The organism is Halomonas sp. WWR20 (assembly GCF_054602495.1).
Map to the genome: position 1 here is coordinate 58,000 of NZ_JBTRHR010000009.1, position 21,413 is coordinate 79,412.

20 protein-coding genes are annotated in these 21,413 nt (G+C 63.1%); 8 read left to right on the top strand and 12 right to left on the bottom strand.

What is annotated here, in order from left to right; translation table 11 throughout:
* Window positions 1-74: 74 nt before the first annotated feature.
* Complete coding sequence (locus tag ACW4DH_RS15915; RefSeq protein WP_459637387.1) at window positions 75-1,916, bottom strand: ABC transporter ATP-binding protein; 1,842 nt, start codon at window positions 1,914-1,916, stop codon at window positions 75-77.
* Window positions 1,917-1,984: 68 nt separating this feature from the next.
* Here ACW4DH_RS15915 and ACW4DH_RS15920 point away from each other — a divergent pair, with 68 nt between their 5' ends.
* Together ACW4DH_RS15920 and ACW4DH_RS15925 are read left to right on the top strand one after the other, a co-directional pair.
* Entirely contained in the window at window positions 1,985-2,635 is a 651-nt protein-coding gene (locus ACW4DH_RS15920) for a DUF938 domain-containing protein (protein ID WP_459637388.1), read from the top strand.
* A gap of 69 nt (window positions 2,636-2,704) precedes the next feature.
* Window positions 2,705-2,926, top strand: coding sequence for a hypothetical protein (locus ACW4DH_RS15925; RefSeq protein ID WP_459637389.1), 222 nt, complete (start codon window positions 2,705-2,707; stop codon window positions 2,924-2,926).
* 110 nt (window positions 2,927-3,036) lie between these two features.
* On the opposite strand, the gene ACW4DH_RS15930 is transcribed toward ACW4DH_RS15925, so the two are convergent.
* The 3 genes from ACW4DH_RS15930 to ACW4DH_RS15940 form a co-directional block, all read right to left on the bottom strand.
* Window positions 3,037-4,449 (bottom strand): PhoH family protein, encoded by a 1,413-nt coding sequence (locus ACW4DH_RS15930; protein ID WP_459637390.1) that lies wholly within the window; start codon window positions 4,447-4,449, stop codon window positions 3,037-3,039.
* 239 nt (window positions 4,450-4,688) lie between these two features.
* Window positions 4,689-5,804 carry an Lnb N-terminal periplasmic domain-containing protein gene (locus tag ACW4DH_RS15935; protein ID WP_459637391.1) on the bottom strand — a complete coding sequence of 372 codons (1,116 nt, stop codon included), beginning with the start codon at window positions 5,802-5,804 and terminating at the stop codon, window positions 4,689-4,691.
* 67 nt (window positions 5,805-5,871) lie between these two features.
* Window positions 5,872-6,261: an MAPEG family protein gene (locus ACW4DH_RS15940; RefSeq protein ID WP_459637392.1), complete on the bottom strand. Its 390-nt coding sequence runs from the start codon at window positions 6,259-6,261 to the stop codon at window positions 5,872-5,874.
* 114 nt (window positions 6,262-6,375) lie between these two features.
* Here ACW4DH_RS15940 and ACW4DH_RS15945 point away from each other — a divergent pair, with 114 nt between their 5' ends.
* Window positions 6,376-6,786, top strand: a complete 411-nt coding sequence (locus tag ACW4DH_RS15945) for a GFA family protein (RefSeq protein WP_459637393.1) — start codon at window positions 6,376-6,378, stop codon at window positions 6,784-6,786.
* 3 nt (window positions 6,787-6,789) lie between these two features.
* Here ACW4DH_RS15945 and ACW4DH_RS15950 read toward each other — a convergent pair whose 3' ends face one another.
* Together ACW4DH_RS15950 and ACW4DH_RS15955 are read right to left on the bottom strand one after the other, a co-directional pair.
* A complete protein-coding gene (locus ACW4DH_RS15950) occupies window positions 6,790-7,746 on the bottom strand; it encodes a D-2-hydroxyacid dehydrogenase family protein (RefSeq protein WP_459637394.1) in 957 nt (318 codons plus the stop codon).
* Window positions 7,747-7,901: 155 nt separating this feature from the next.
* On the bottom strand, window positions 7,902-8,765 hold the full coding sequence (locus ACW4DH_RS15955) for a helix-turn-helix transcriptional regulator (protein ID WP_459637395.1): 864 nt from the start codon (window positions 8,763-8,765) through the stop codon (window positions 7,902-7,904).
* 248 nt (window positions 8,766-9,013) lie between these two features.
* Here ACW4DH_RS15955 and ACW4DH_RS15960 point away from each other — a divergent pair, with 248 nt between their 5' ends.
* Window positions 9,014-9,793 (top strand): alpha/beta fold hydrolase, encoded by a 780-nt coding sequence (locus ACW4DH_RS15960; protein ID WP_459637396.1) that lies wholly within the window; start codon window positions 9,014-9,016, stop codon window positions 9,791-9,793.
* Between the two features lie 48 nt (window positions 9,794-9,841).
* Here ACW4DH_RS15960 and ACW4DH_RS15965 read toward each other — a convergent pair whose 3' ends face one another.
* From ACW4DH_RS15965 to ACW4DH_RS15980, 4 genes are all read right to left on the bottom strand, one after another.
* Window positions 9,842-10,474 carry a UbiX family flavin prenyltransferase gene (locus ACW4DH_RS15965; RefSeq protein WP_459637397.1) on the bottom strand — a complete coding sequence of 211 codons (633 nt, stop codon included), beginning with the start codon at window positions 10,472-10,474 and terminating at the stop codon, window positions 9,842-9,844.
* Window positions 10,461-11,411, bottom strand: coding sequence for a LysR family transcriptional regulator (locus tag ACW4DH_RS15970; protein WP_459637398.1), 951 nt, complete (start codon window positions 11,409-11,411; stop codon window positions 10,461-10,463). The genes ACW4DH_RS15965 and ACW4DH_RS15970 overlap by 14 nt, the downstream gene beginning before the upstream one ends.
* A 23-nt stretch (window positions 11,412-11,434) precedes the next feature.
* Entirely contained in the window at window positions 11,435-12,877 is a 1,443-nt protein-coding gene (locus ACW4DH_RS15975) for an aldehyde dehydrogenase family protein (protein WP_459637399.1), read from the bottom strand.
* A gap of 188 nt (window positions 12,878-13,065) precedes the next feature.
* Complete coding sequence (locus ACW4DH_RS15980) at window positions 13,066-14,502, bottom strand: UbiD family decarboxylase (protein ID WP_459637400.1); 1,437 nt, start codon at window positions 14,500-14,502, stop codon at window positions 13,066-13,068.
* 361 nt (window positions 14,503-14,863) lie between these two features.
* On the opposite strand from ACW4DH_RS15980, the gene ACW4DH_RS15985 reads away from it, so the two are divergent.
* From ACW4DH_RS15985 to ACW4DH_RS16000, 4 genes are all read left to right on the top strand, one after another.
* A complete protein-coding gene (locus ACW4DH_RS15985) occupies window positions 14,864-15,847 on the top strand; it encodes a TRAP transporter substrate-binding protein (RefSeq protein ID WP_459637401.1) in 984 nt (327 codons plus the stop codon).
* A gap of 66 nt (window positions 15,848-15,913) precedes the next feature.
* Window positions 15,914-16,480 (top strand): TRAP transporter small permease, encoded by a 567-nt coding sequence (locus ACW4DH_RS15990; RefSeq protein ID WP_459637402.1) that lies wholly within the window; start codon window positions 15,914-15,916, stop codon window positions 16,478-16,480.
* A gap of 4 nt (window positions 16,481-16,484) precedes the next feature.
* Window positions 16,485-17,747, top strand: a complete 1,263-nt coding sequence (locus ACW4DH_RS15995; protein ID WP_459637403.1) for a TRAP transporter large permease — start codon at window positions 16,485-16,487, stop codon at window positions 17,745-17,747.
* Window positions 17,748-17,809: 62 nt separating this feature from the next.
* Entirely contained in the window at window positions 17,810-18,568 is a 759-nt protein-coding gene (locus ACW4DH_RS16000; protein ID WP_459637404.1) for an SDR family NAD(P)-dependent oxidoreductase, read from the top strand.
* Between the two features lie 137 nt (window positions 18,569-18,705).
* Here the strand turns inward: ACW4DH_RS16000 and ACW4DH_RS16005 are convergent, their stop codons facing one another.
* Both ACW4DH_RS16005 and ACW4DH_RS16010 read right to left on the bottom strand, forming a co-directional pair.
* Window positions 18,706-20,340, bottom strand: coding sequence for a thiamine pyrophosphate-binding protein (locus ACW4DH_RS16005; protein ID WP_459637405.1), 1,635 nt, complete (start codon window positions 20,338-20,340; stop codon window positions 18,706-18,708).
* Window positions 20,341-20,401: 61 nt separating this feature from the next.
* Entirely contained in the window at window positions 20,402-21,394 is a 993-nt protein-coding gene (locus tag ACW4DH_RS16010; protein WP_459637406.1) for a TAXI family TRAP transporter solute-binding subunit, read from the bottom strand.
* Window positions 21,395-21,413: the final 19 nt, after the last annotated feature.

The following is a 21,413-nucleotide window of genomic DNA, read 5'->3' on the forward strand; positions in this document are numbered from 1 at the left end:
TTGGTATCCTGTTCGAGTCGCCGGTGGGTACTGCCTTTTTGTTGTTATCGCAAGCGTACCACTTCTGGCCAGGTTCATTGATAGCCTTTTGCCTGTAGCCGAAACAGCTGCGCGTAGCATCCATTCTGGGCCAGCAACGACGCATGCGTGCCGCGCTCAATGATGGTGCCATGTTGCATGACAATGACTTGATCGGCCATGCGCACCGTGGAGAAACGGTGCGAGATAAGAATCGTCATCCTGGCATGGGCGTGCTGGCGAAACTGCTCGAACACCTGCGCTTCGGCGGCAGCGTCCATCGCGGCGGTGGGTTCATCCAGTACCAGAATATCGGCGTCGCGTCGCATGTAGGCGCGGGCCAGGGCGACTTTCTGCCACTGTCCGCCGGAAAGCTCCTGGCCATCCTTGAACCAGCGCCCCAGCTGGGTGCGATAGCCGTTGCCGAGACGTTCGATGAAGACATCCGCCATGCCGTGGCGAGCAGCGTCACGCCAGCGGGCTTCCTCCTCGAGCGCGCTGACATCGCCCACCCCGACGTTCTCGCCCGCCAGCAACTGGTAGCGCACGAAGTCCTGAAAGATCACCCCGATGCGCTGACGTAGTGCCGGCATGGCCCATTCCTGAAGATCGCTGCCATCCAGCAGGATACGGCCCTCGCTGGGTGTGTAGAGACGGGTCAGGAGCTTGATCAAGGTGGTCTTGCCCGAGCCGTTCTCGCCCACGAGTGCCAGGCTTTGACCGGGAAGCAGGTGCAGATCGATATGACGAATGACGGGCGTCGTCGCGCCGGGATAGCGGAAACTGACGTTCTCGAAACGGATACCGTCGTCGGGACAAACGCCACGCTGCAAGTGGCCGCGCTCAGGCGCGACCGGCTGCTCCAGATATTCGTAGAGGTTGGAAAGATACAGGTTGTCCTCGTACATGCCGCTGATCGCGGTGAGGCTGGCGCTGACCGCCGACTGGCCCTGTTTGAACACGACAAGGTACATGGTCATCTGCCCCAGCGTCAGGCGGCCCAGCACGGTATCGATGACCGCCCAGACATAGGCCGCATAGAAGGCCAGGGTGCCGAGCAGGCCCAGCAGGAAACCCCAGCTATCGCGCCGGATCGTCAGGCGCCGGTCCTCGCCGTAGAGCTGGTCGAAGATGGTGCGATAACGCTGCAGCAGTACCGGGCCCAGCCCGAACAGCTTGATCTCCTTGATGCTGTCCTCGCGGGCCAGCAAGGTTTCCAGGTAGGTCTGCATGCGGGTATGCGGTGAGCGACGGCGAAACAGACGAAAGGCATCGCCGGAAAACTTGGCCTCGGCGAAGAATACCGGCAGGGCGCCCACGAGGAGTAATAACAGTGCCCAAGGCGAAAACTGTATCAGCAGCACTGCGAAGCTGGAGAGAGAGATGCCGTTCTGGATCAGCCCGAAGGTTTTATTGACCAGGGCCAGCGGGCGGGTCGAGGCTTCGCGGCGGGCGCGGGTCAGCTTGTCGTAGAATTCCGAGTCCTCGAACTGCGCAAGCGACAACGTCTGGGCCTTTTCCAGGATCATGACGTTGACGCGCTGTCCCAGCAGGGCGCGCAGCAGCGACTGCTGCGCCGAAAGGGCGCGCTGGGCGAGGGCGATGGTGGCGATGACGCCGGCTTCCATGGCCACGTAGCGTAGAATCGGCCCCAGCGGCGCCTGCCCGGTTTCCTCGTGGGCCGCCGCGCCGGCGACGACTGCATCGACGATCAACTGCCCGAGCCAGGCGGCTATGGCGGGCAGGATGCCTGCAACCAGTGTGCACAGCGCCAGGCCCAGCGTCAGCGGCCGTGAGGTACTCCACACCAGGCCCAGAGCACGGCGGCTGTAACGGAAGACGGCGAAAAAGCGCGCTGCCGGACGTGATGAAGACGATGAAGCAGGATGACGTGACAAGAGACCTTCCCGTAGCCAGAATCGAGCCAGACACACCAGTGTAAGCGATGGCCCAGCGAGGATGCTTTATGCACAGCATGGATTCACTGTCTGACGCCGCGCCGGATGCGCGCTTATCGAGCCCGGCGGCCCAGCGCAACCGCGAACCGATTCTCGCCGTGCTGCGCGAGGTACTGCCCGCCGAGGGCAGGGTGCTCGAAATCGCCAGCGGCACCGGCGAGCATATCGTGCACTTCGCCCGCCATCTCGCTGAATTGCGCTGGCAGCCCAGCGATCCCAGTCCGGAGGCCCGGCGCTCCATCGAAGCCTGGAGACAGGCGACAAATCTCGACAATCTCGATGCGCCGTTGGCGTTAGACGTGACTCAGCGGCCTTGGCCTGCAGATTCTCTGGCAGAGCCTTTGCAAGCCATCGTGTGTCTGAACATGATTCATATCGCTCCCTGGGAAGCGACCCAAGCACTGCTGGTCGAGGCGGGTCGGCGGCTATCCGCGCAAGGAGTGCTATTTCTGTATGGGCCGTTCAAGCGACAAGGCACACACAGTGCCCCCAGCAATGCGGCCTTTGATGCCGACTTGCGCCAGCGCAATCCGGCCTGGGGGGTGCGCGACCTGGATGATGTCACGATCCTGGCGCAACAGGCCGGGCTATACCTGGAGCGTATCGTCGAGATGCCCGCCAACAATCTCAGCGTGGTTCTGCGCCGCGAGCTTGATTAATCCAGGCTTACCCCAAAGACTGTAAACAACAGGGAACTGTTGGGTTTCGATTCTTATAGGAGACGCCAGATGTCCGATTTTTCAGAAGAGTTCCGCCTGCCGACCGGTTGTCCCAACTGCGGCAATCACCGCATGCGGGTCTCCGAGGCGCGTGATCCCGAAGACAAGGTGTTTTGTGCTTCCTGCAATACGTTCGTGTGTCTCTACAAGGAGGCGAAGGAGCGCATGGACGACGACCCCAAGAGCGAGGCAGAAGAACTCATGGAACGGGTAATGAACAAAAAAACCTGAGTCTCGGCTCATGCTGCAGGGCTCTCTCTTGATGCCATGCATTGCGAACTGCCACGGCCTGCATGCGCAGGCCGTGATCGTTAGGAGTAGCCGCATCAAGGAGGTGGCGATCAGAGCAGCTCTTCCGCAGCCAGGGCCAGTCGCGAGCGTTCGACACTCTTCATGGTGATATGGCCGGCATGCGGCCAGTCGCGAAAGCGCTCCACGGCGGCGGCCATGCCGCAGGTGTTGGCGGTCAGATAAGGGGTATCGATCTGGCCGACGTTGCCCAGACAGACGATCTTGGTGTTGCGTCCCGCGCGGGTGATCAGTGATTTTAGCTGCTTGGGCGTGAAGTTCTGTGCCTCGTCGATAATCAGGAACGTGTCGTTCAGGGTGCGCCCGCGCATGAAGGTCGGTGAACGGATCTGCACCCGCGAGCCGATCAGCTGGCGGGTGGCGCCCTCGTTCCAGCTCGAGGTGCCGTCCTTCTCGTCGCGCAGCAGATTGTCCATGTTGTCGTGGAAGGCTCCCATCCACGGCGACATCTTCTCCTCCTCGGTGCCGGGCAGAAAGCCGATGTCCTCGCCCATGGGAATCGGCGCACGGGTAAACACGATACGCTCGAACAGTTTGGCATCCAGCGTCTGTTGGAACGCCGCCGCCAGGGTCATGAAGGTCTTGCCGGTCCCCGCACTGCCGGCGATGGTCACCAGGTCGATCGCCGGGTCCATGAGAAGATTGAGTGCAAAATTCTGCCGACTGTCGTGGGCATGCACGCCCCATACACCGGCGTGGTGGCGATAGTTGACGAGCAATTGCAGCGTCGCTCGCCGAGGCGCGACCTCGCGCACGATGGCTTCGAAGTCGGCGCCGTTTTCGCTGTCGGAGACCAGCATGCCAACATGCCAGTCCTCGGGCATGGCACCGCTGAGATGATAGAGAATCTGGCCTTCGCTACGCTTGACGCGGACTTCCGCGTTCAGCGACTCCCATAATCCGGCGCCGTCCCTGCCGGCACCGGCGTAGACCTTGGCACCTTCGATCATGGCATCGGAGTCGCCGAAGGCGCGATCGTTGAGATAATCCTCCACCGCTACCTTGAGGGCGGCGGCCTTGACACGCAGGTTGATGTCCTTGGTGACCAGAATCACCGAGGCATCGGGGCGTTCGGCGCGCAGGCGGCAGGTCTCGGCGAGGATACGGTTGTCGGGCGTATCCACCAAGGGGTCGAGAGGCTTGAGGTCCTGATAGCAGAGAAAGTGCAGGCGGCCGGTGGGGCCGGTGCTGCCGGGTAAAGCAATACCGCGCTGGATTTCCTCGGGTGTGACGTGCGCCGTGAGGTCGGAGAGCGTGCGGCTGACCTGGCGTGCGGTTCGAGCGATTTCGCGAATACCGTTCTTATGCTTGTCGAGCTCTTCAAGAACGGTCATGGGAATGACGACGTCGTGTTCTTCAAAGTGGTAAAGAGCGGCGGGATCGTGAATCAGGACGTTGGTATCCAGCACGTAGAGCCGGATTGCTTTCTTATCGATTCGCACCATCGGCGGAAGCACTCCTTAGGGTTGACAGCATCATCGACCCTGACAGAAAGGTGTGACGTGAAGATGGCACCATGCGCGGCGAAGCCGCCCCTGTCAGTGTCGCTTCCTAGCGAAGGGTTGACGTGTCGGGCAGCCTCCTGTCTCGGTTGGGTTCCTTAAAGATGTACCGAATGTGCCAAAAGCGCCACCGACAATAACGGCTGCGTTAAAACGGCTACGTCGCGATAAACGCTACCGCTTCAATCGGGAGCGGTGAACTCGGAGACTTCAGGGGCGATCAGGCCACCGTCCGGAGTGGGGACGCCGCGGCGAATCGCCGCCGAGAAGTCGGTTTTCGAGCGCTTCTCTAACGCGTCTTGGCCAGGGGGCTTGTCGCGATCCGCCGCCATCGCGCGCGGATTGATGTAACCCCGTGCCTGCAACTCCTCGAAGGGCCGTGAGGTGTCCAGTCCGTCCTGGTCATGGATATAATGGGGCAAGTAGCCAGAGAGGATCAGGCGGATATCGGTGGGCAACCCCGGAACGATGCGCTTGACCATGTCGAAGACCAGCGTCGTGCAATTGGTGAAAAGCGTGTTATAGAAGCGCGGCTGATCGTGCAGCGTATGGGCTTCTTCGAGGTAGGAGAGAAACAGCTCGCGTGCCGCTTCCTCGGGCAGGCCCACGCGATAGAGATAGACATCCTCGCCGCGGACGTTGCTACGCACACGCACGATGTCGCGCTCGTCAGCTGCAATCAGGCTGACCTCGAACTGTTTGAAGAAGCCGCCGAGGGTGGAAAAGGTTTCGTCCCGTTCGCGGCGAATCTCGACGGAGAAGGCCAACTGGCGGCCATCGGCGAACCCGAAACTGACCAGCGTATGGGCGATCGCCGGGCCCATCCAGTAGGACACCAGTAGATCGGTCGAGCGCAATTGCGAGAGATCGTACTCGCGGGTCTCCCAGCGCGGCGTGAATGTCTCGGGCGTGTGCCATTCGAAGTTGCGCACGTTGTGCAGCGTGACACGATCGCCATTGACCTCGGCCGAAAGCATACGTGCCACCTCGGGCGCCCACGGTCGGTCATTGGCCGGGCGCAACGAGGCCCACCATACACACAGCACGCTGAAGGCGAGCAGATAGCCACCGACGGCATGCCAGCGGTATGCGCGCAGCTCGGGCACCAGCAGCACGGCGATGCCCGCGCAGGCCAGCAGGTTCCACCCGGCAATGACAATGACTTTCGCCCACGCGGGGAGCGGCAGCTGGAACCACATCGCCAGGCTGCCCCACAGCGCGATCAGCAGTAACGCCAGCGCTAGCAGCATGCGCCCGAGGACGTGAAGAATGCGGTATGGCCAAGTGTCCTGCGGCATAAACCTGCGTTCCGTGATGGCGCTGATGGACAAGCGTCAGCTGATACTTCCTCTGCTCTTACATGGATCAAAGTAATGCCGTCAGGACCAGCACCAACCCCAGTAGCGAAACGCCCCACACCAGCGAGCGGATCACCGGAATGCCCAAGGCGTAGAGCGGTACGTAGACCACCCGGGCACCGAAATAGAGCCAGGCTCCCCAAAGCGTGAGTGCGCCTTCCCGCCCGGCGACGTGGGCGATGAGTACCGCACCGATGAACAGCGGCAGCGTCTCGAACAGATTCTTCTGCGCGCGTGACAGTCGGCCGGTGACCTTGCCCATCGGCGGGCCGGCCTCGTCGCGCGGGCCGGTATTATAGGCGATACCGGTTTCCCGGTTGCGAAACATCGCCGGCAGCAATATCTGCACGATGGCCAGCGCCAGAGTCCAGCCGAGCAGAGCCAGTTCGGTAGTCATGTTCTCTCCTGATGTGATAAATAAATGAGACATACTCAGCGTCAGCGTAGCCGCCGAGACGAATCACTATCCCGGCGCCTCGCGTGGACCAAACGACAAGAACGGGGGTCTCCCATGACGGATCAGCAGCGTCACTCCGGCGGTTGTCTCTGCGGCGCGGTACGCTTCACGGTAGCACACGGCGGTGAAGTCGACGTTTGCCACTGTTCGATGTGCCAAAGACTGATGGGCGGGCCAATGTTGGGTGTGCACTGCGTAGACGCGCCGGTATTCGAGGATCGTTCGGCCTTGGGCATCTACCGTTCCTCCGCGATTGCCGAACGCGGCTTCTGCCAGCGCTGCGGCAGTCAACTCTTTTACCATCAGCTGGAAAAGGATAGCTACGCCTTCACCGCCGGCAGCTTCGACGATAAAAGCATGATGGTCCTGATCGAACAGATATTCATGGCCGCCAAGCCGGGCTTCTATACGCTGGCCAACGAGACGCGCCAGTACTGCAACGACAACACTCCCGACGAGGCCTGACGGCTAGAGCGTGCGCACCGGCGTACCGCTCAGGAAGGCCTCGATATCCTCGACCGCTTCTTCGAAGTAGGTGCGGTAGTTGACGTCGGCGACGTAGCCGAGGTGTGGCGTGGCCAGCACGTTGGGCAACTGGCGCAGCGGGTGGTCGAGCGGCAACGGTTCGGTGTCGAAGACATCGAGCCCGGCGCCGGCGATGCGCTCGCGCTCAAGCGCCGCGATCAGCGCTTCTTGATCGACGATGGCGGCGCGCGAAGTATTGATCAACAGCGCCTGCGGTTTCATCAAGTCCAGCTCGCGGGCACCGATCAGGCCGCGGGTGCGCTCGCTGAGCACCAGATGAATCGAAACGATGTCGCTGGCCTCGAGCAGCGCCTCTTTGGAGGCGGCCAGCTCGACGCCAAGCTCATCACAGCGCTCGCGGGTCAGATGCTCGCTCCAGGCGCTGACCTCCATGTCGAAGGCCTGAGCGATGCGCGCCATTTTGCTGCCGATCTTTCCCAGTCCGAGCAGGCCCAGACGTTTGCCGGCAAGCCCAATCCCCACCGTACTTTGCCACGGCCCGCCTGAGCGCAGCGCGTTGTTCTCGATAAGCAGATGACGTGCCAAACCAAGGATCAGCGCCCAGCTGAGTTCGGTCGGCGGTTCGGAGCGGCCGCCGGTGCCGCAGACGATGACGCCGTGCGTCTTGGCGGCAGCGATGTCGATGGCGGCGTTGCGCATTCCGCTGGTGATCAACAGTTTGAGCCGCGGCAGGCGTTCGAGCAGCGCGGCGGGGAAGGGCGTGCGCTCGCGCATCGCGACGACGATATCGAATTCGGCAAGCGACTCGGCGAGAGTATCCCGATTGGCGATAGGCTCATGAAATACGACGGTCTCGACCTGAGGAGACAGCGACGACCAGTCGGCCAAGGTGAGGGCGACGTGCTGGTAATCGTCGAGAATGGCGCAGCGTAGAGTCATGGTCTGTCCTTGTCCGGGCGTGTAGCACGGTTATAGCAGACAATGCGGCGCCCGGGAGCCTGGCCTTGGGCGCAGCGGCATAGACCCCGGCCAGTAGAGGGGCCGGGTCCGTTGTTGCTTACACCAGGACGCCACCGGCAGCCAATGCACGAAGATTATTCCGTATCGCTTGAGCGATAACTGTCGACCACTCGCCGATACTGACTCGGCGACGCACCGATGTGCTGGCGGAAGAAGCGTGTGAAATGGCCCTGTTCGGAGAAGCCGAGATTCTCCGCGAGTTGGCCGAGCGTACCGGTGCGTTCACGCTCCAGCCAGACAAAGGCTCGACGCATCCGCGCATCATTGAGCACCAGCGTTGGCGTCATGCCGGTATCCTGACGGAACAGGGTGAAGAAATGCGCCCGAGACAATCCGGCAGTCAGTGCAGCGTTGGCAATGCAATCAGGGTCGTCGAGGTGGTTCTGCAGGTAATCGCAGGCGCGGCGGATACGTGCGTCGCGAAAGCCTTGACGGACCTGAATGCCAAGGCGGCGCAGTTGCTTCCACTGCGAGTAGCCCTCGATCAGCTCGATGAGGAAATCGAACAGCAGGAATTCGATATGCTCGCGTGGCACCAGCCCGACGCTGCAGGCCTCGGCGATCAGCCGGTCAGCCATTGATCGGTTCTTGCTGCTGAACTCGATGCTGGGCTGGGCGAAGAACCCCGGATGGGCGCTCAGGGCCAACGACTGCTGGGCCTCGGCCAGCCATGCCGGCTCGATGTAGAGCGCGAGGATCTGCGTTTGTTCGGCGCCGGGTTGGTAGTCGTAATAGTGCGGTTGCCAGGCGTTGACCAGCACCGCATTGCGGTCGGTCAGCGGCACCTGGCGGCCATTGACATTGAAGAAGGTGTCGGCACCGGAGGCCTTCACCAGCACATGACACTCATGATGCGAATGGGTGACCAACGAGCGGTCCATGTCGAGGAGGGCGACCCGGCCGAACTTGCCGTGAAAGACGCGTTGTGCAGTGGACATCGCTAGCTCCTTACGGGGCGGTCGGGAGAGAAAAGGCGGGCGCCGTGCGCTCGTCGAGGTCGGCTCTCGACTTCCAGCACCGTGCATGGCCAGACGGTGTGGCCATTGAGGACCCACTGCAAGGCGGAGTCCATTACCTGAAGGTCGAGTGGGCGCATGTTAGAATTTTTCATGACGAGCATGATCGCCGAAAGCACCGCGCAAAATCGGTTAACCTTCTCGCTCTCAGCCAGTAGGGCCCGTATTCGATGACGCACCGACATTTCCTCGAGACCGCCAGCGCCAGGCTCGAATATCAGCTTCTGCGACCCTTGGACTCGGCCGGCCCCACGCTCGTCTTGTTGCACGAGGGGCTCGGCAGCCTCGAGCTGTGGAAGGATTTCCCGGCGCAACTGGGCGAAGCCTGCGGCTTGCCGGTGCTGGCCTACAGCCGTCAAGGCTACGGCCGCTCCAGCCCGGTGGCGCTGCCTCGACCGCTCGATTACCTCAGCGTGGCCGGCCCGGACGAACTCGAGCGTGTGCTCGACGGTTTGGCGCTCGAGCAGGTGGTGCTGATCGGCCACAGCGATGGCGCTTCCATCGCACTCGCCTATGCCGCCCGCCAGGACCCGCGCGTGCAGGGCGTGGTGGTGCTGGCGCCGCACGTGGATGTCGAGCCGGCCAGCATCGAGGGCGTGCGACGCACGGTCAAGGCCTACGCCTGCGGCAACCTGCGCAAACGCCTGCACGCCTACCACGGCGACAACCTCGACGGTGCTTTCCGTGGCTGGAGCGAAACCTGGCTGGATCCGGCCTTCGCCACCTGGAACTTGCACCGGACCCTGCCGCAGATCCATGTACCGCTGCTGGCGATCCAGGGGCGTGACGATGAGTTCGCCACCCCGGCGCAACTGCAGACCATCGCTCGTGAGGTCCGCGGCCCCTGTCGGACAGTGTTGCTCGATCATTGCCGGCACTTCCCGCAGGATCAGGCGCGTACGCGCGTGCTGGGGCTGATCGGCGCGTTCCTGGCGAAGCTGCCCCGCTGATGGATGCTTCGGCAGTTGGTGGAGGGCGGCGGGTGCGGACATGAGGGGTCAGCGCTCGGTGGTCGTCGCCTCGACCTCGTCGAGAGTGGGCAGGTTTTCTGGCACCTCGCGCCAACGCTTGACCACGCCGAGTTCGATGTCGAATAGGTCGAGTACTCGGCCGAGAGTGTGATCGACCATATCCGCCAGCGAGGCCGGCTTGGCGTAGAACGCCGGCACCGGCGGAGCGATGATAGCGCCGAGCTCGGCCAGCTCGGTCATGGTGCGCAGATGGTTCCGGTGCAGCGGCGTCTCGCGCACCATCAGCACCAGGCGCCGGTGCTCCTTGAGCACCACGTCGGCGGCGCGGGTCAGCAGAGTCGAGGTCACGCCGCTGGCAATCTCCGACATTGAGCGTATCGAGCAGGGCGCGACGAGCATGCCCATGGTCTTGAACGAACCGCTGGCGATGGCCGCGCCGATGTCCTGGTTGGAGTAGCACACGGTGGCCAGCGGCTTGAGCTGCGACCAGGAAAGCCCGGTCTCGTGGGACAGCGTGATCAGCGCCGATTTCGAGACAATCAGGTGTGTCTCGATCGGCGTGTCGCGCAACAACTCCAGCAGACGAACGCCATAGATAGCGCCCGATGCGCCGGAAATGCCGATGACGAGCCGCTGTGGGCGTGAACTAGCTGAGTTCATGGTCTACATCCTGAGTGGCGCCTTCCTTGAAGAAATGGATGGCATTGAGCGCGGTGCCGAGCGTCTTGCTGATGATATCGATGAATAGCATGGCGGCCGGGGTAAGCGGCCGCCGGCTGTCATGCACGCATATCATTCGCCGGGTAATGCCGGGCGATGCCAGCGGATAGGCGCGTATGGCACCCTCTTCTAGGCCGCGCTGCAGTACGGTTGCCGGCAACACGCTGATCCAGTCGCTGCGTCGCAGAAAGCTCTCGATCACCGTCAGGTCGTCGAGTTCCATGTGCGGGGATAGCTCGATGCCCTGGGCCGCCAGCGCCTGGTCTATCACGATGCGCAGTCCGTGACGACGAGACGGAAGGACGAGCTTGAGTTGGCCAAGCGCCGTGAGCGGTACCGGCAGCGGATTGCGCAGCCGCGTGGTGGCACCGGTGGCGACCAGCAACTCTTCATTGAGGATGTCGGTACGGTGCAGATGTTCCTGCTGGAAGCTCTGATTGATCACCGCGAAGTCCAGCGCGCCGGAGAGGACTCGGTCGATCAGGTCCTGACTATAGCCATAGCTGATCTGCAGTTCGACGTCCGGGTGGTGCTCGACGAAGTAGGCTAGTGTGCTGGCCAGCGCCTGGTTGGCCGCCGAGGCGATCAGTCCGGCGTTGATCCGCCCGCCGATCTTGCCGCTGCGGTCGATCAGCGTCTGCCGCGCTTCCAGCAGCCCGCCGAGGATCGGCATGAACAGGCGATAGGCCTGTATGCCGGCCTCGGTCGGGGTCATTCCCTTGGGGGTGCGTTCGAACAGCGGCTGGCCGAGCTCCTCTTCTAGCTTGGCGATCTGCATCGAAAGGGCCGGCTGAACGATGTTCAGCCGCTGCGCCGCCTTGGTTACCGACCCCTCCTCGTACAGACAGGTAAAGTACTTCAGCTGGCGCAGTTCCATATCTCAACCTCGTCCATGTCGGTCTATAGGCACGCGACATTCTGATAGACGTGCTTGAGCTCTGTAAAATCCAGCAATGCGTCGTAGCCATGCAGGCGTCCCAGGCCGCTCTTGCGGTAGCCGCCGGTTTCCGCTTCGGCGAACAGCTTGTTGTGGTCGTTGATCCACACCGTGCCGTTGCGCAGCGCCCGGGCCAGGCGCATGGCGCGGGCGCCGTCGCGTGTCCAGACGCTGGCTGACAGGCCGAACTCGGTATGGTTGGCGCGGCGCACGGCCTCGGCATCGTCCTCGAAGGTTTCCAGTACCAACAGCGGGCCAAAGATTTCCTCCTGACAGAAGAATGCGCCGCTGTCCTGGTGGGCGATCAACGTTGGCGAGAGGAAGGCACCGCTCTTGAGCGTATCACCTGGGCGGCCACCCGCCAGCAGCACCTCGTCGCAGCTGTCCATCGATTCACGGATACGTTGCTCGACCCGATCGCGGGACTTCTGGTCGATCAGCGGACCCATCTGGGTCGCGGCTTCCAGCCCGTGGCCGAGGCGGATCTCCGCCAGCGCGGTGGCCAGCGCCTTCTTCATCTCCGCCGCGCGGCTGGCATGCACCAGCACGCGCCGGGCAGCGGTGCACTGCTGCCCGGAGATGATGGTCGCTGCGGCCGCAAGCTTCGGCGCTACCTCGGCCACGTCGACGTCGTCCAGCACCAGGCAGCAGGACTTGCCGCCGAGCTCCAGTGACAGCTTCTTCATGGTCGGTGCGGCGTCGCGCATGATCTGCGTGCCGGTGGCGGTGGAGCCGGTGAAGCTGAGCACGTCGACCTTCGGCGTGGCGACCAGATAGGCGGCGCCGGCATGGCCAGTCTCGGCGAACAGGTTGACCACGCCGGGCGCCAGTGTCGGCAGCTCCAGCAACGGCGTGAGGAAGGCGGCGTTGAACAGTGCGGTCTGCGGCGCCGGCTTGACCACGCAGGTGCAGCCGGCCGCCAACGCCGGGGCCAGCGCGCGCACCAGCAGCACGGCCGGAGCGTTCCATGGAATGATCAGCCCGGCCACGCCGGCCGGTTCGCGCAGCATTGTCGAGAACTCGCCGGGGGCGACTTCCAGCACGTGGCCCGGGGTGTGCCGCGCGAGCCCGGCATAATAGAGAATTTCCGAGATGGCGCCGCCGATCTCGCCGCGCGACTGCGCCAGCGCCTTGCCGTTCTCGCGGGTGAGCAAAACGGCCAGCTCTTCCTGGCGGTCCTTCAGCGACGCGGCCCAGTCCAGCATCACCTGCTGGCGCAGACGCGGATTCTGTGACCACTGCGGGTCCTCGAATGCCCGAGCGGCGGCGTCGACTGCGGCTCGGGCCTGCTCCTCCCCCCCCTCGGCGAAGCGTCCGATATGTTCGCCATTGGCGGGATCGAGGCTGTCGGCCCACTGGCCGTTATCGCACCATTGACCGTCAATGAAGTGTCGTGCCTGCTGCATTTTGTATCTCCTGTCCGGCGAAGCTGCTTGTGGTTGTTTTAGCCGCTGGAAAGGGCGCTGCGCCCTTTACCGGTCGTGACCCGTTCGGGTGGCGTCCCGAAACGGTACCTGGTGAACTGTCGTCCGGGGAATCGCCCTTGCGGTTGAATATCCAGAGAAGGCAGGGCGCCGTCGTGCGCCGCTATCGGTCAGCAGTTGTTCGGCTGGCCGAACAACTGCTGCCAGTCGGCACCCGCCGCCTGGCTGACCGCAGCGAGGTCCACCTCGGCCTCGCCCGGGACACGGATTCGCTTGAAGCGCATCGGCGGTGCCGTCAGCGACACGGTGGCGTCGAAGCCCATCTTCGAGCCGATGCCGTCACGGGTGGAAGGATCGAGCTTGGAGCCCTGGGATTCATGGACCAACACCAGGTCGCGATCGGCCTGGAAGCGTGTCGCCACCGCCCATTCGACCTCGGTGGGGTCGTGGATATCGACGTCGGTGTCGACCACTACCACGTGCTTGATGTCGTAGTGGCCGCCGAGCGCGCCGAGAATCACGTTCTTCGCCTCGCCCTCCGAGCGCTTTTCGATCTGCACGTAGAGGTGATAGCGGCACACGCCGCCGCGCGCCAGATGCACGTCGCGTACCGAGGGGAAGCTGCGCCGCAGGTGCGCGAGCATGGTCGCCTCGCGCGGGATGCCGCCGAGGAGCAAATGCTCGAGGCCGCCACCCACGATGGTGTGGAACATCGGCGCCTGGCGATGAGTGATGGCGTCCACCTCGATGACGTGGCGCTCGGCGCGCTCGCCGTAGTACTGCGGGAATTCGCCAAACGGTCCTTCTTCCTCCCGGGCGTTGGCCAGCAATCGTCCTTCGATGACAATCTCCGCTTCGGCCGGAACGCGGATGCGGTTGGTCACGCATTTCGCCACCGGCAGCGGGCGACCGTGCAGCGCGCCGGCGATCTCCAGTTCGTCATGATCGATCGGCACGATGGCCTGTGACGCCATCAGTGTCAGCGGATCACAGCCGACCACCACGGCGATCTCGAGGTCTTCGTTGTTGTGCTCGGTCTCCTGAAAATAGGCCAGGGTGTGGCGCGGCAACAGCAGGGCACCAAGGCGGTTGGAGCTGCTGACCTGCAGGCGGTGAATGGATACGTTCTGTATCCCGGTGCGCGGATTGCGGGTGATCAGCAGGCCCGCCGTGATATAGGCGCCACTGTCGTGTTCGTTGTGCGTGGGGATCGGCAGTTGGCCGAGCAGGTCGACTTCGCGGTGGATCACTTGCTGACAGCTGGGCTCGGTGATTTCCCGCCAGGGCAATGGCTCGAGGCTGGCATGTTCGAAGCGGGCGAGTACCTGGCTGGGTTCGACGCCCATCGCTTCGGCCATCCATTGACGGTCCGACAGCAGGCCGGAAATGACCGGAATCGCATGCCCGCCGGGCTTCAGAAACAGCGAAGCACTGTGACCGTCCAGGCGGTTGGCGATGCCCGCGACGCCAAAGCGCAGATCGGTACCCGGGCGAATGATGCTCAGCCGCTGGGTGCGCTGCAGATGATCCAGCCAGCCGCGCAGGCTGGCGCCAAGTGGCAGAGTGGCCAGGGCGGAATCGACCGAAGGGGAAGGCATAGGCGTCATGGCAAATTATCTCGCGATTATTGTTTTGGCCATGCTAGGGCCGTGGCGAAAGTCTGCCTATTAAGCTTTTTTGATGCGCGCCATCAGTACCGGCGATGTCTCGCGTTATTCAGCCTGCCTGTTCCGAACAAGACAGTGACGCCCCTCGATTTCGGCAGCTTCCGTCACCGTCCATAACGTTCCGTGATCTTCTGCATCATTATTCCCTAATGGCTGAGGAGAGAGGCCTTGCGCTAGCTTCTTGATCAGCAAGCAGTGCGCCGGACCCGGAGGAGACGAGCGTCGCCGGGACGGCAACAAGGATAATAAGAAGAACTGTCTGTTCGATAACTGCAATTCGATAACTACAAAAAGGTAAATCATGAAGAAAACAACAAGATGGCTATGCACGCTAGGTTTCGCTGTTGCGCTCCTGTTCAGTACCGGCGCGATGGCCAAGGATCTACGCCTGGGCCTGATCGTCCCGGGCACTCATGCCTGGTCGCAAGCCGCGCAGGCCATGGGGGAGGAGCTCAAGGAACGCTCGGGCGGCAAATACAACGTGGTGATTTTCCCCGCCGGCCAGCTCGGCAGCGAGGCGCGCATGTTGCAGCAGTTACAAACCGGCGCGCTCGACATGGCCTTCATGACTGCCGCCGAGGTGGCCAACCGGGTGCCGGATTTCGGCGCCTTGTTCGCTCCCTATCTCGTGCGTGACGTGGTCCAGGCTGGCCAACTGCTCCATGGCGAGACCGCCCAGGCGATGCTTGCCCAACTGCCGGCCAAGGCCGGTGTTGTCGGGCTCGGTTATGGCGTGGCGGGCATGCGGCTGATGCTCAATGCCTTCCCGACCGATACGGTCGATGCCATTAACGGTCGTAAGATCCGCATTACCCCCTTTCCGCCGGTGCAGGACTTCTATCGTCTGCTCGGCGCCGCCTCGACACCGATGCCGGTCACCGACGTGTACGACGCGCTTGCCAACGGGCAGGTCGACGGTGTGGATGCCGACCTCGAGCTGGTCTGGAAACTGCGCCTCTACGAACGCGCCAAGACCGTGCTGCAGAGCAATCACATGATGTTCCCGGTGATCGGCCTGATGTCCGGCAGGGTCTGGGCGCAGATGAGCGAAGAAGACCGTACGTTGATTCGCGAGCTGACCCGCAAGCACCTCGACACGCTGACGGCACACTACGAGCAATCCGAAGCCGAAACCCAGGCGAGTATCGAGCAGGCCGGTGTGAAGGTCATCCCCGTGGGACCCGAATTCTTCGGTGACAAACTACAGCAGTGGGAAGAGATCTGGCTGAAGAAGGCCCCGGTCCTGGCTGACCTGCGCCAGGAAGCGGTCAACCTGAAACCCTGAAATCGGGCCCGACGGGCGTGACGCGCCGCCGGGACATCCGCATGAGTTTCCTTCGGAGAGAGCTCTATGATCCGAGCGCTGAGTCACCTGATCGGCCGCGGCGAACGGGCTGCGCTGCGCGCGCTGGTACTGGTCCTGCCCTTGATGGTTCTGGTTAACGTCGCCGGCCGGGCACTGAAAGCGCCAATCTTCTGGCTCGACGAACTGGCTGTGCTGACCATGGTCTGGCTGGCGATGCTGGGCCTGTCGGTCACGCTGCAGACCCGTGAGGCGGTCGCCGTCACGCTGCTTACCGATGCGGTGCCCGACGCCGCGCGTAAGCTACTCCGGTGTAGTGCCGATCTGGTAGTGCTCGGTTTTGCCGTGACGCTGTTGGTGCTCTGCTATCTATGGTTCGACCCATTGACGCTGTGGCGCAGCGGTTTCGACTTCGATGCCTTTGCCGCCCGATCCTTCAACTTCATCTACCAGGAACCGACCGCAACGCTCGGTGTTGCCAAGTTCTGGTTCTGGCTGATTCTGCCGCTGGTGGCCTTCACCAGCAGCATCCATGCACTGGCCAATCTGCTCGACAGCCTGCGTGCGCCGCACTCGGCGCCGGGGGTCGGGCTCGCGGCCGGCCCGAGGGAGTAGCTCAATGGTCATCGGACTCTTTGCGGTACTGTTGTTCATCGGTGTGCCGATCGCGCTGGTGCTGGCGGTCAGCGCCATGGTCTACATCCAGGCGAGTGGTAATAGCGTGCTGTTCCTCTCCTACCCGCAGCAGTTCTTCGGCGGGCTGGACAACTATGGACTGCTCGCCATTCCGCTGTTCATGCTGGTCGGCGAACTGATGAACGAGGGCGGTATCACCCGGCGCCTGGTCGCCTTCGCCTCGGTGTTTCTTGGCTCGATCCGCGGCGGCCTGGCCTATATCAACATCCTCGCCAACATGATGATGGCCTCGATCGTTGGCTCGGCCAACGCCCAGGTGGCGGTGATGGCGCAAGTGATGGTGCCGGAAATGCACCAGAAGGGTTACGACCGCAACTTTGCCGCTGCCACCACGGCAGCCGGCGCGCTATTGGCGCCAGTGATTCCGCCATCGATGCTGTTCGTGATATTTGGCGTTCTCGCGCAGATTTCCATCGGTGACCTGTTCATCGCCGGCATCATTCCGGGGTTGCTCATGGCTGGCGGCTTTATCCTGGTCATTGCGCTGCTCGGCTTTTTCTACCACTACCCGCCGAACGAACGCCTGACCCGTGCGCAGATGCTGCACAACGTTGTCGGCAGCCTGCCATCGCTCAGCGTGCCGGTGATAATGATCGGCAGCATCATCGGCGGCATCGCCACGCCGACCGAGGCGGCAGCGGTGGGTGCGGCCATGGCCGTACTGGTCGGGCGCTTCGCCCATGGTGAGATGAAGCTCGATCGCATGGGTGACATGCTGCTGCGAGTGGGTATCAACAGCGGGGTGGTGCTGGCGTTGGTCGCCGCGGCGGCAGTGTTCGGCTGGGTCATCGTCTACGAGCAGATTCCGCAGCAGCTCGGCGTCATCATGCAGGGCATGACCTCCGATCCCTTCATCTACATGCTGTTGCTGACCGCGTTGTTGCTGGTAGTGGGCATGGTTCTCGACGGCATCGCTGCACTGATCCTGCTGGTACCAATCGTGCTGCCGGTGGCTGAGTCGGTCTACGGTATCAACGCTTACCACTTGGGTGTGGTCATGTGCATCAACCTGACGCTTGGCCTGCTGACCCCACCGGTCGGCGCCGCCCTCTATGTCGCCTCTCGCGTCACCGGTTGCCGGCCGGGCGAGATCATGCGGCCTCTGCTGCCGTTCCTGCTGGTCACCCTGCTGGTAATAATCCTGACCTCCTGGCAGCCGGGGCTGGTGACCGTGTTCATTTCCTGACCTGTTCAAGGTCGCAAACGCCTACTCCCGGTTGACATGGCCGGGTTCGACTGGAGAACTCTATGAATCGGATGACAGACAAGGTGGTGATCATCACCGGCGCGGCCCAGGGCATCGGTGCCATCTACGCCCGGGCGCTGGCGGCCGAAGGGGCACGCATTGTTATCGCCGACGTGCTCGACGGCTCGGGGCTGGTCGCCGAGCTGGAGGGTATGGGGGGTGAGGCCATCGCGCTTGAGACCGATGTGTCCGACGAGGCGTCCGTGGCCGCGATGGCTGCCGCGGCGATGGAGCGCTTCGGGCAGGTCGACGTACTGGTAAACAACGCGGCGATCTACGCTTCGCTGAAGATGAAGGGGTTCGAGGAGATCGACCTTGGTGAGTGGGACAAGGTGATGGCTGTCAACGTGCGTGGTCCCTTCATCTGCGCCCGGGCGGTGGTGCCATACATGAAGGAGAGAGGTTATGGACGGATCATCAATATCTCGTCCGGCACGCCATTCAAGGGTACGCCGAATCTGCTGCACTATGTCACGTCGAAGGGCGCCATCCTCGCGCTGACCCGGGCGTTGGCGCGTGAGTTAGGCGATTACGGCATTGCGGTGAATACCCTGGCACCGGGGCTGGTGCTGAGCGAAGGCGTCGTGGCCAATGTCGAGATGCGCGAGCGTCTGACTGCGCCGGTGATCGCCAGCCGAGCGATCAAGCGTGATCAGATGCCGGACGATCTGATCGGTCCGCTGCTGTTCCTCGCTTCCGACGACAGCGCCTTCATGACCGGCGAGACCGTGGTGGTCGATGGTGGCTCGGTGATGCACTGAGCGATACGGCCCGGCATTCCGGTGAAGCGTGCTCCAACAAGAGGGCCCCAGAGGGGCCCCTGGCTGGCGTGCCGGACGCTCTGTTCTTTGTATTGCTGGTGGAAGGTCCGCCCTCGGGGCGGTGGGGAGGGGACGCATCAGGGTTTGAGAATTGCCGGGTCCATCACCAGTTCGACGAGGAATGGGCGATCGGCCGCCAGCGCCTGTTCGAACGTTTCGGCGAATTGTTCCGTATGCTCCACTCGTGCGGCACCGGCACCATAGGCGCGGGCCAGGGCAACCATGTCGGGGTTGACCAGGTCGGTACCGTAGCGACGGCCGGGATAATGCTTGTCCTGATGCATGCGGATCGAGCCGTAGGAACCATTGTTCACCACGATGACAATGACGTTGGCACCGTACTGCATCGCGGTGGCCAGTTCCTGGCAGGTCATCTGGAAGCAGCCATCACCGGCGAAGCACACGGCCGGCCGTTGTGGGTTGGCCAGCTTGGCAGCAATCGCCGCCGGCAGGCCGTAGCCCATCGAGCCAGATGTCGGTGCCAACTGGCTGCCCCAGCCGCGGAAGGGGTAGAAGCGGTGCACCCAGAGCGTATAGTTGCCGGCGCCGTTGCTGATCACGGCATCAGCCGGTAATCGATCGCCGAGCCAGGCGACGATCTCGCCGAGCTGCAGCGAGCCTGGCAGATTGGTCGGCTTTTGCCAGGCTTCGCGGGTTTCGCGCACTTGCGTCAGCCAGGCTTGGCGCTCGGCAGCAGTCTCAACCGGCTCGAGGCCGGCGGCCGTCTCGGCGAAGCCCTCCACTGAGGCGCAGATGGCCAGCTCCGGTACACGCACACGACCGGGCTCCTGCGGATCGGGGTGTATGTGGATTAACGACTGGCGAGGTTTCGGCACATCCACCAGCTCGTAGTGCCGCGTGGTGATGTCGCCCAGGCGGGTGCCGATCGCGATCAGCAGGTCGGCTTCTTCGATTAGCCTGGCGAGGCCTGGGTTCATGCCCAGACCGGCATCGCCGGCGTAGTTCGGGTGGCTGTTGTCGAAGCGGTCCTGACGGCGAAAAGCCGTGGCCACCGGCAGGGCATGCGCTTCGGCGAAGACCTGCAGTTGCGCGCGGCATTCGGCATTCCAGCCGGACCCGCCGAAGATCGCCAACGGGCGTTGCGCCTTGTCCAGCATCCGCTGCAGCTGTGTCATCGCTTGCGGTGCCGGATAGCCTTGGTTGATCGGCGCCGGGCTGAGCGCGACCGGTTCAAGTCGCTCGTACAGCAGGTCTTCGGGCAGTCCGAGCACCACCGGGCCCTGACGGCCCGAGCGGGCGGTGGAGAAGGCGCGGGAGAGATATTCCGGCAGGCGCGCGGCGTCCTGGATATCGGTTGCCCACTTGGCCACCGAACCGAACAGCGCAGCGACGTCGACCTCCTGCCAGGCTTCGCGCTGCTGAAAACCGCGCGGCACCTGACCGACGAATACCAGCAGAGGCGTTGAGTCCTGCGCCGCCACGTGCAGCCCGGCCAGCGCATTGGCACTGCCCGGTCCGCGGGTGACGAAACAGACGCCCGGACGCCCGGTAGTTTTGGCATAAGCCTCGGCCATCATCGACGCTCCGCCCTCCTGCCGGCAGACGACCAGGGCGATGTCGGGGGCGTCGTGCAACGCGTCGAGCACGGGCAGGAAACTTTCGCCGGGGACGGTGAACACGCGGTCCACACCGTTACGCCGGAGCAGCTCGACGATGGCCTGGCCGCCGTCGAGCCTGTTGTCCTCTGTCATGGAGTCCTCACTGAATCGGCTGGGCGAAGGCTGCGCGGGCGGGGCCCGCGCAGCGTCGGGTTCACTTGAGCAGTCCGGTTTCTTCGTAATACTGGCGCGCCCCCGGATGCAGGGGAGTCGCAAGGTTGGCCGGCTTCGCCGAGCCTTCCGCAGTCCAGCCCTTCATCGAGCCGAAGGCGCTTTTGAGTGCGTCCTGACCTTCCATGACGGCCTTGGTTATTGCGTAGGCATCATCGTCGGACATCGTCTCGGTGGCATACAGGGAAGTGCTGAAACCGACCCCTTCGACCGCTTGATCCTGATCTTCGAACATGTTGGCCGGCATGGTGGCGTGAACGAAACCGAACTTTTCCAGGTACACGATGGCGTCTTCGCTCAGGCTGAGAAAGCGCTGTCCGGGCGTGATCGACAGCTGGGCGGTGTTCGGGTGCCCGGCGGTGGTGATACCGATGATCATGTCCAGTTGCTTGTCACCGAACTGGTCCTGCAGGATGCTCAGGTTCGACTTGCTGATACTGCCACCGAAGGACTCGATGTCTTCGTACGACAGGCCATTGGCTTCGAGGATCAGCCTGGCGATATACTCGTTCAGGCTGCCCTGCGGGCCGGTGCCGATGCGCACCGGCAACTTCTGCTCCTTGATATCGGCGATCGATTGGATCTGGCTGTCGGTCTGCACGGTGATGCGCTGGTAGTACTGGTCGAGTCCGCCGACCAGCCCGCGGATATTCTCTGCCTTGCGCTGGAACGGGCCGAACGGCTGTTGCGCCCAAGCAACCACCGGCGGAAAGATCAGGCCGATGTCGGCACGTCGGGCGGCCAGCAACTTGGTGTTGGCGATCGCCATGGGCGTACCCTGGATATCCACCGTGGAGCCCTCGGGGAGGCGCTGGAGCATTTCGCCGCGCAAGGCGCCGGCATAGGCGTACCAGGTGGTGCCGGTCGGCCCGGCGACGAATTTGACGTTCACCGGTTCGGCCGCTATTGCGTTGCCGCCCAGACCCATGGCGCTCAGCAGGAAAACTGCAGCGTACCTTTTCAGAATCGTTCTCATCTTGTTGTTCTCCTTGGTT

What these genes read in the sequence shown, in the direction of transcription:
- ACW4DH_RS15990 (WP_459637402.1), top strand. Translation starts at nt 15,914, where the DNA reads ATGATCCGAGCGCTGAGTCACCTGATCGGCCGCGGCGAACGGGCTGCG.
- ACW4DH_RS15965 (WP_459637397.1), bottom strand. Translation starts at nt 10,474, where the DNA reads ATGAACTCAGCTAGTTCACGCCCACAGCGGCTCGTCATCGGCATTTCC.
- ACW4DH_RS15940 (WP_459637392.1), bottom strand. Translation starts at nt 6,261, where the DNA reads ATGACTACCGAACTGGCTCTGCTCGGCTGGACTCTGGCGCTGGCCATC.
- ACW4DH_RS15955 (WP_459637395.1), bottom strand. Translation starts at nt 8,765, where the DNA reads ATGTCCACTGCACAACGCGTCTTTCACGGCAAGTTCGGCCGGGTCGCC.
- ACW4DH_RS15985 (WP_459637401.1), top strand. Translation starts at nt 14,864, where the DNA reads ATGAAGAAAACAACAAGATGGCTATGCACGCTAGGTTTCGCTGTTGCG.
- ACW4DH_RS15920 (WP_459637388.1), top strand. Translation starts at nt 1,985, where the DNA reads ATGCACAGCATGGATTCACTGTCTGACGCCGCGCCGGATGCGCGCTTA.
- ACW4DH_RS15925 (WP_459637389.1), top strand. Translation starts at nt 2,705, where the DNA reads ATGTCCGATTTTTCAGAAGAGTTCCGCCTGCCGACCGGTTGTCCCAAC.
- ACW4DH_RS15970 (WP_459637398.1), bottom strand. Translation starts at nt 11,411, where the DNA reads ATGGAACTGCGCCAGCTGAAGTACTTTACCTGTCTGTACGAGGAGGGG.
- ACW4DH_RS16010 (WP_459637406.1), bottom strand. Translation starts at nt 21,394, where the DNA reads ATGAGAACGATTCTGAAAAGGTACGCTGCAGTTTTCCTGCTGAGCGCC.
- ACW4DH_RS15930 (WP_459637390.1), bottom strand. Translation starts at nt 4,449, where the DNA reads ATGGTGCGAATCGATAAGAAAGCAATCCGGCTCTACGTGCTGGATACC.
- ACW4DH_RS16005 (WP_459637405.1), bottom strand. Translation starts at nt 20,340, where the DNA reads ATGACAGAGGACAACAGGCTCGACGGCGGCCAGGCCATCGTCGAGCTG.
- ACW4DH_RS15975 (WP_459637399.1), bottom strand. Translation starts at nt 12,877, where the DNA reads ATGCAGCAGGCACGACACTTCATTGACGGTCAATGGTGCGATAACGGC.
- ACW4DH_RS15960 (WP_459637396.1), top strand. Translation starts at nt 9,014, where the DNA reads ATGACGCACCGACATTTCCTCGAGACCGCCAGCGCCAGGCTCGAATAT.
- ACW4DH_RS15950 (WP_459637394.1), bottom strand. Translation starts at nt 7,746, where the DNA reads ATGACTCTACGCTGCGCCATTCTCGACGATTACCAGCACGTCGCCCTC.
- ACW4DH_RS16000 (WP_459637404.1), top strand. Translation starts at nt 17,810, where the DNA reads ATGAATCGGATGACAGACAAGGTGGTGATCATCACCGGCGCGGCCCAG.
- ACW4DH_RS15995 (WP_459637403.1), top strand. Translation starts at nt 16,485, where the DNA reads ATGGTCATCGGACTCTTTGCGGTACTGTTGTTCATCGGTGTGCCGATC.
- ACW4DH_RS15980 (WP_459637400.1), bottom strand. Translation starts at nt 14,502, where the DNA reads ATGACGCCTATGCCTTCCCCTTCGGTCGATTCCGCCCTGGCCACTCTG.
- ACW4DH_RS15935 (WP_459637391.1), bottom strand. Translation starts at nt 5,804, where the DNA reads ATGCCGCAGGACACTTGGCCATACCGCATTCTTCACGTCCTCGGGCGC.
- ACW4DH_RS15945 (WP_459637393.1), top strand. Translation starts at nt 6,376, where the DNA reads ATGACGGATCAGCAGCGTCACTCCGGCGGTTGTCTCTGCGGCGCGGTA.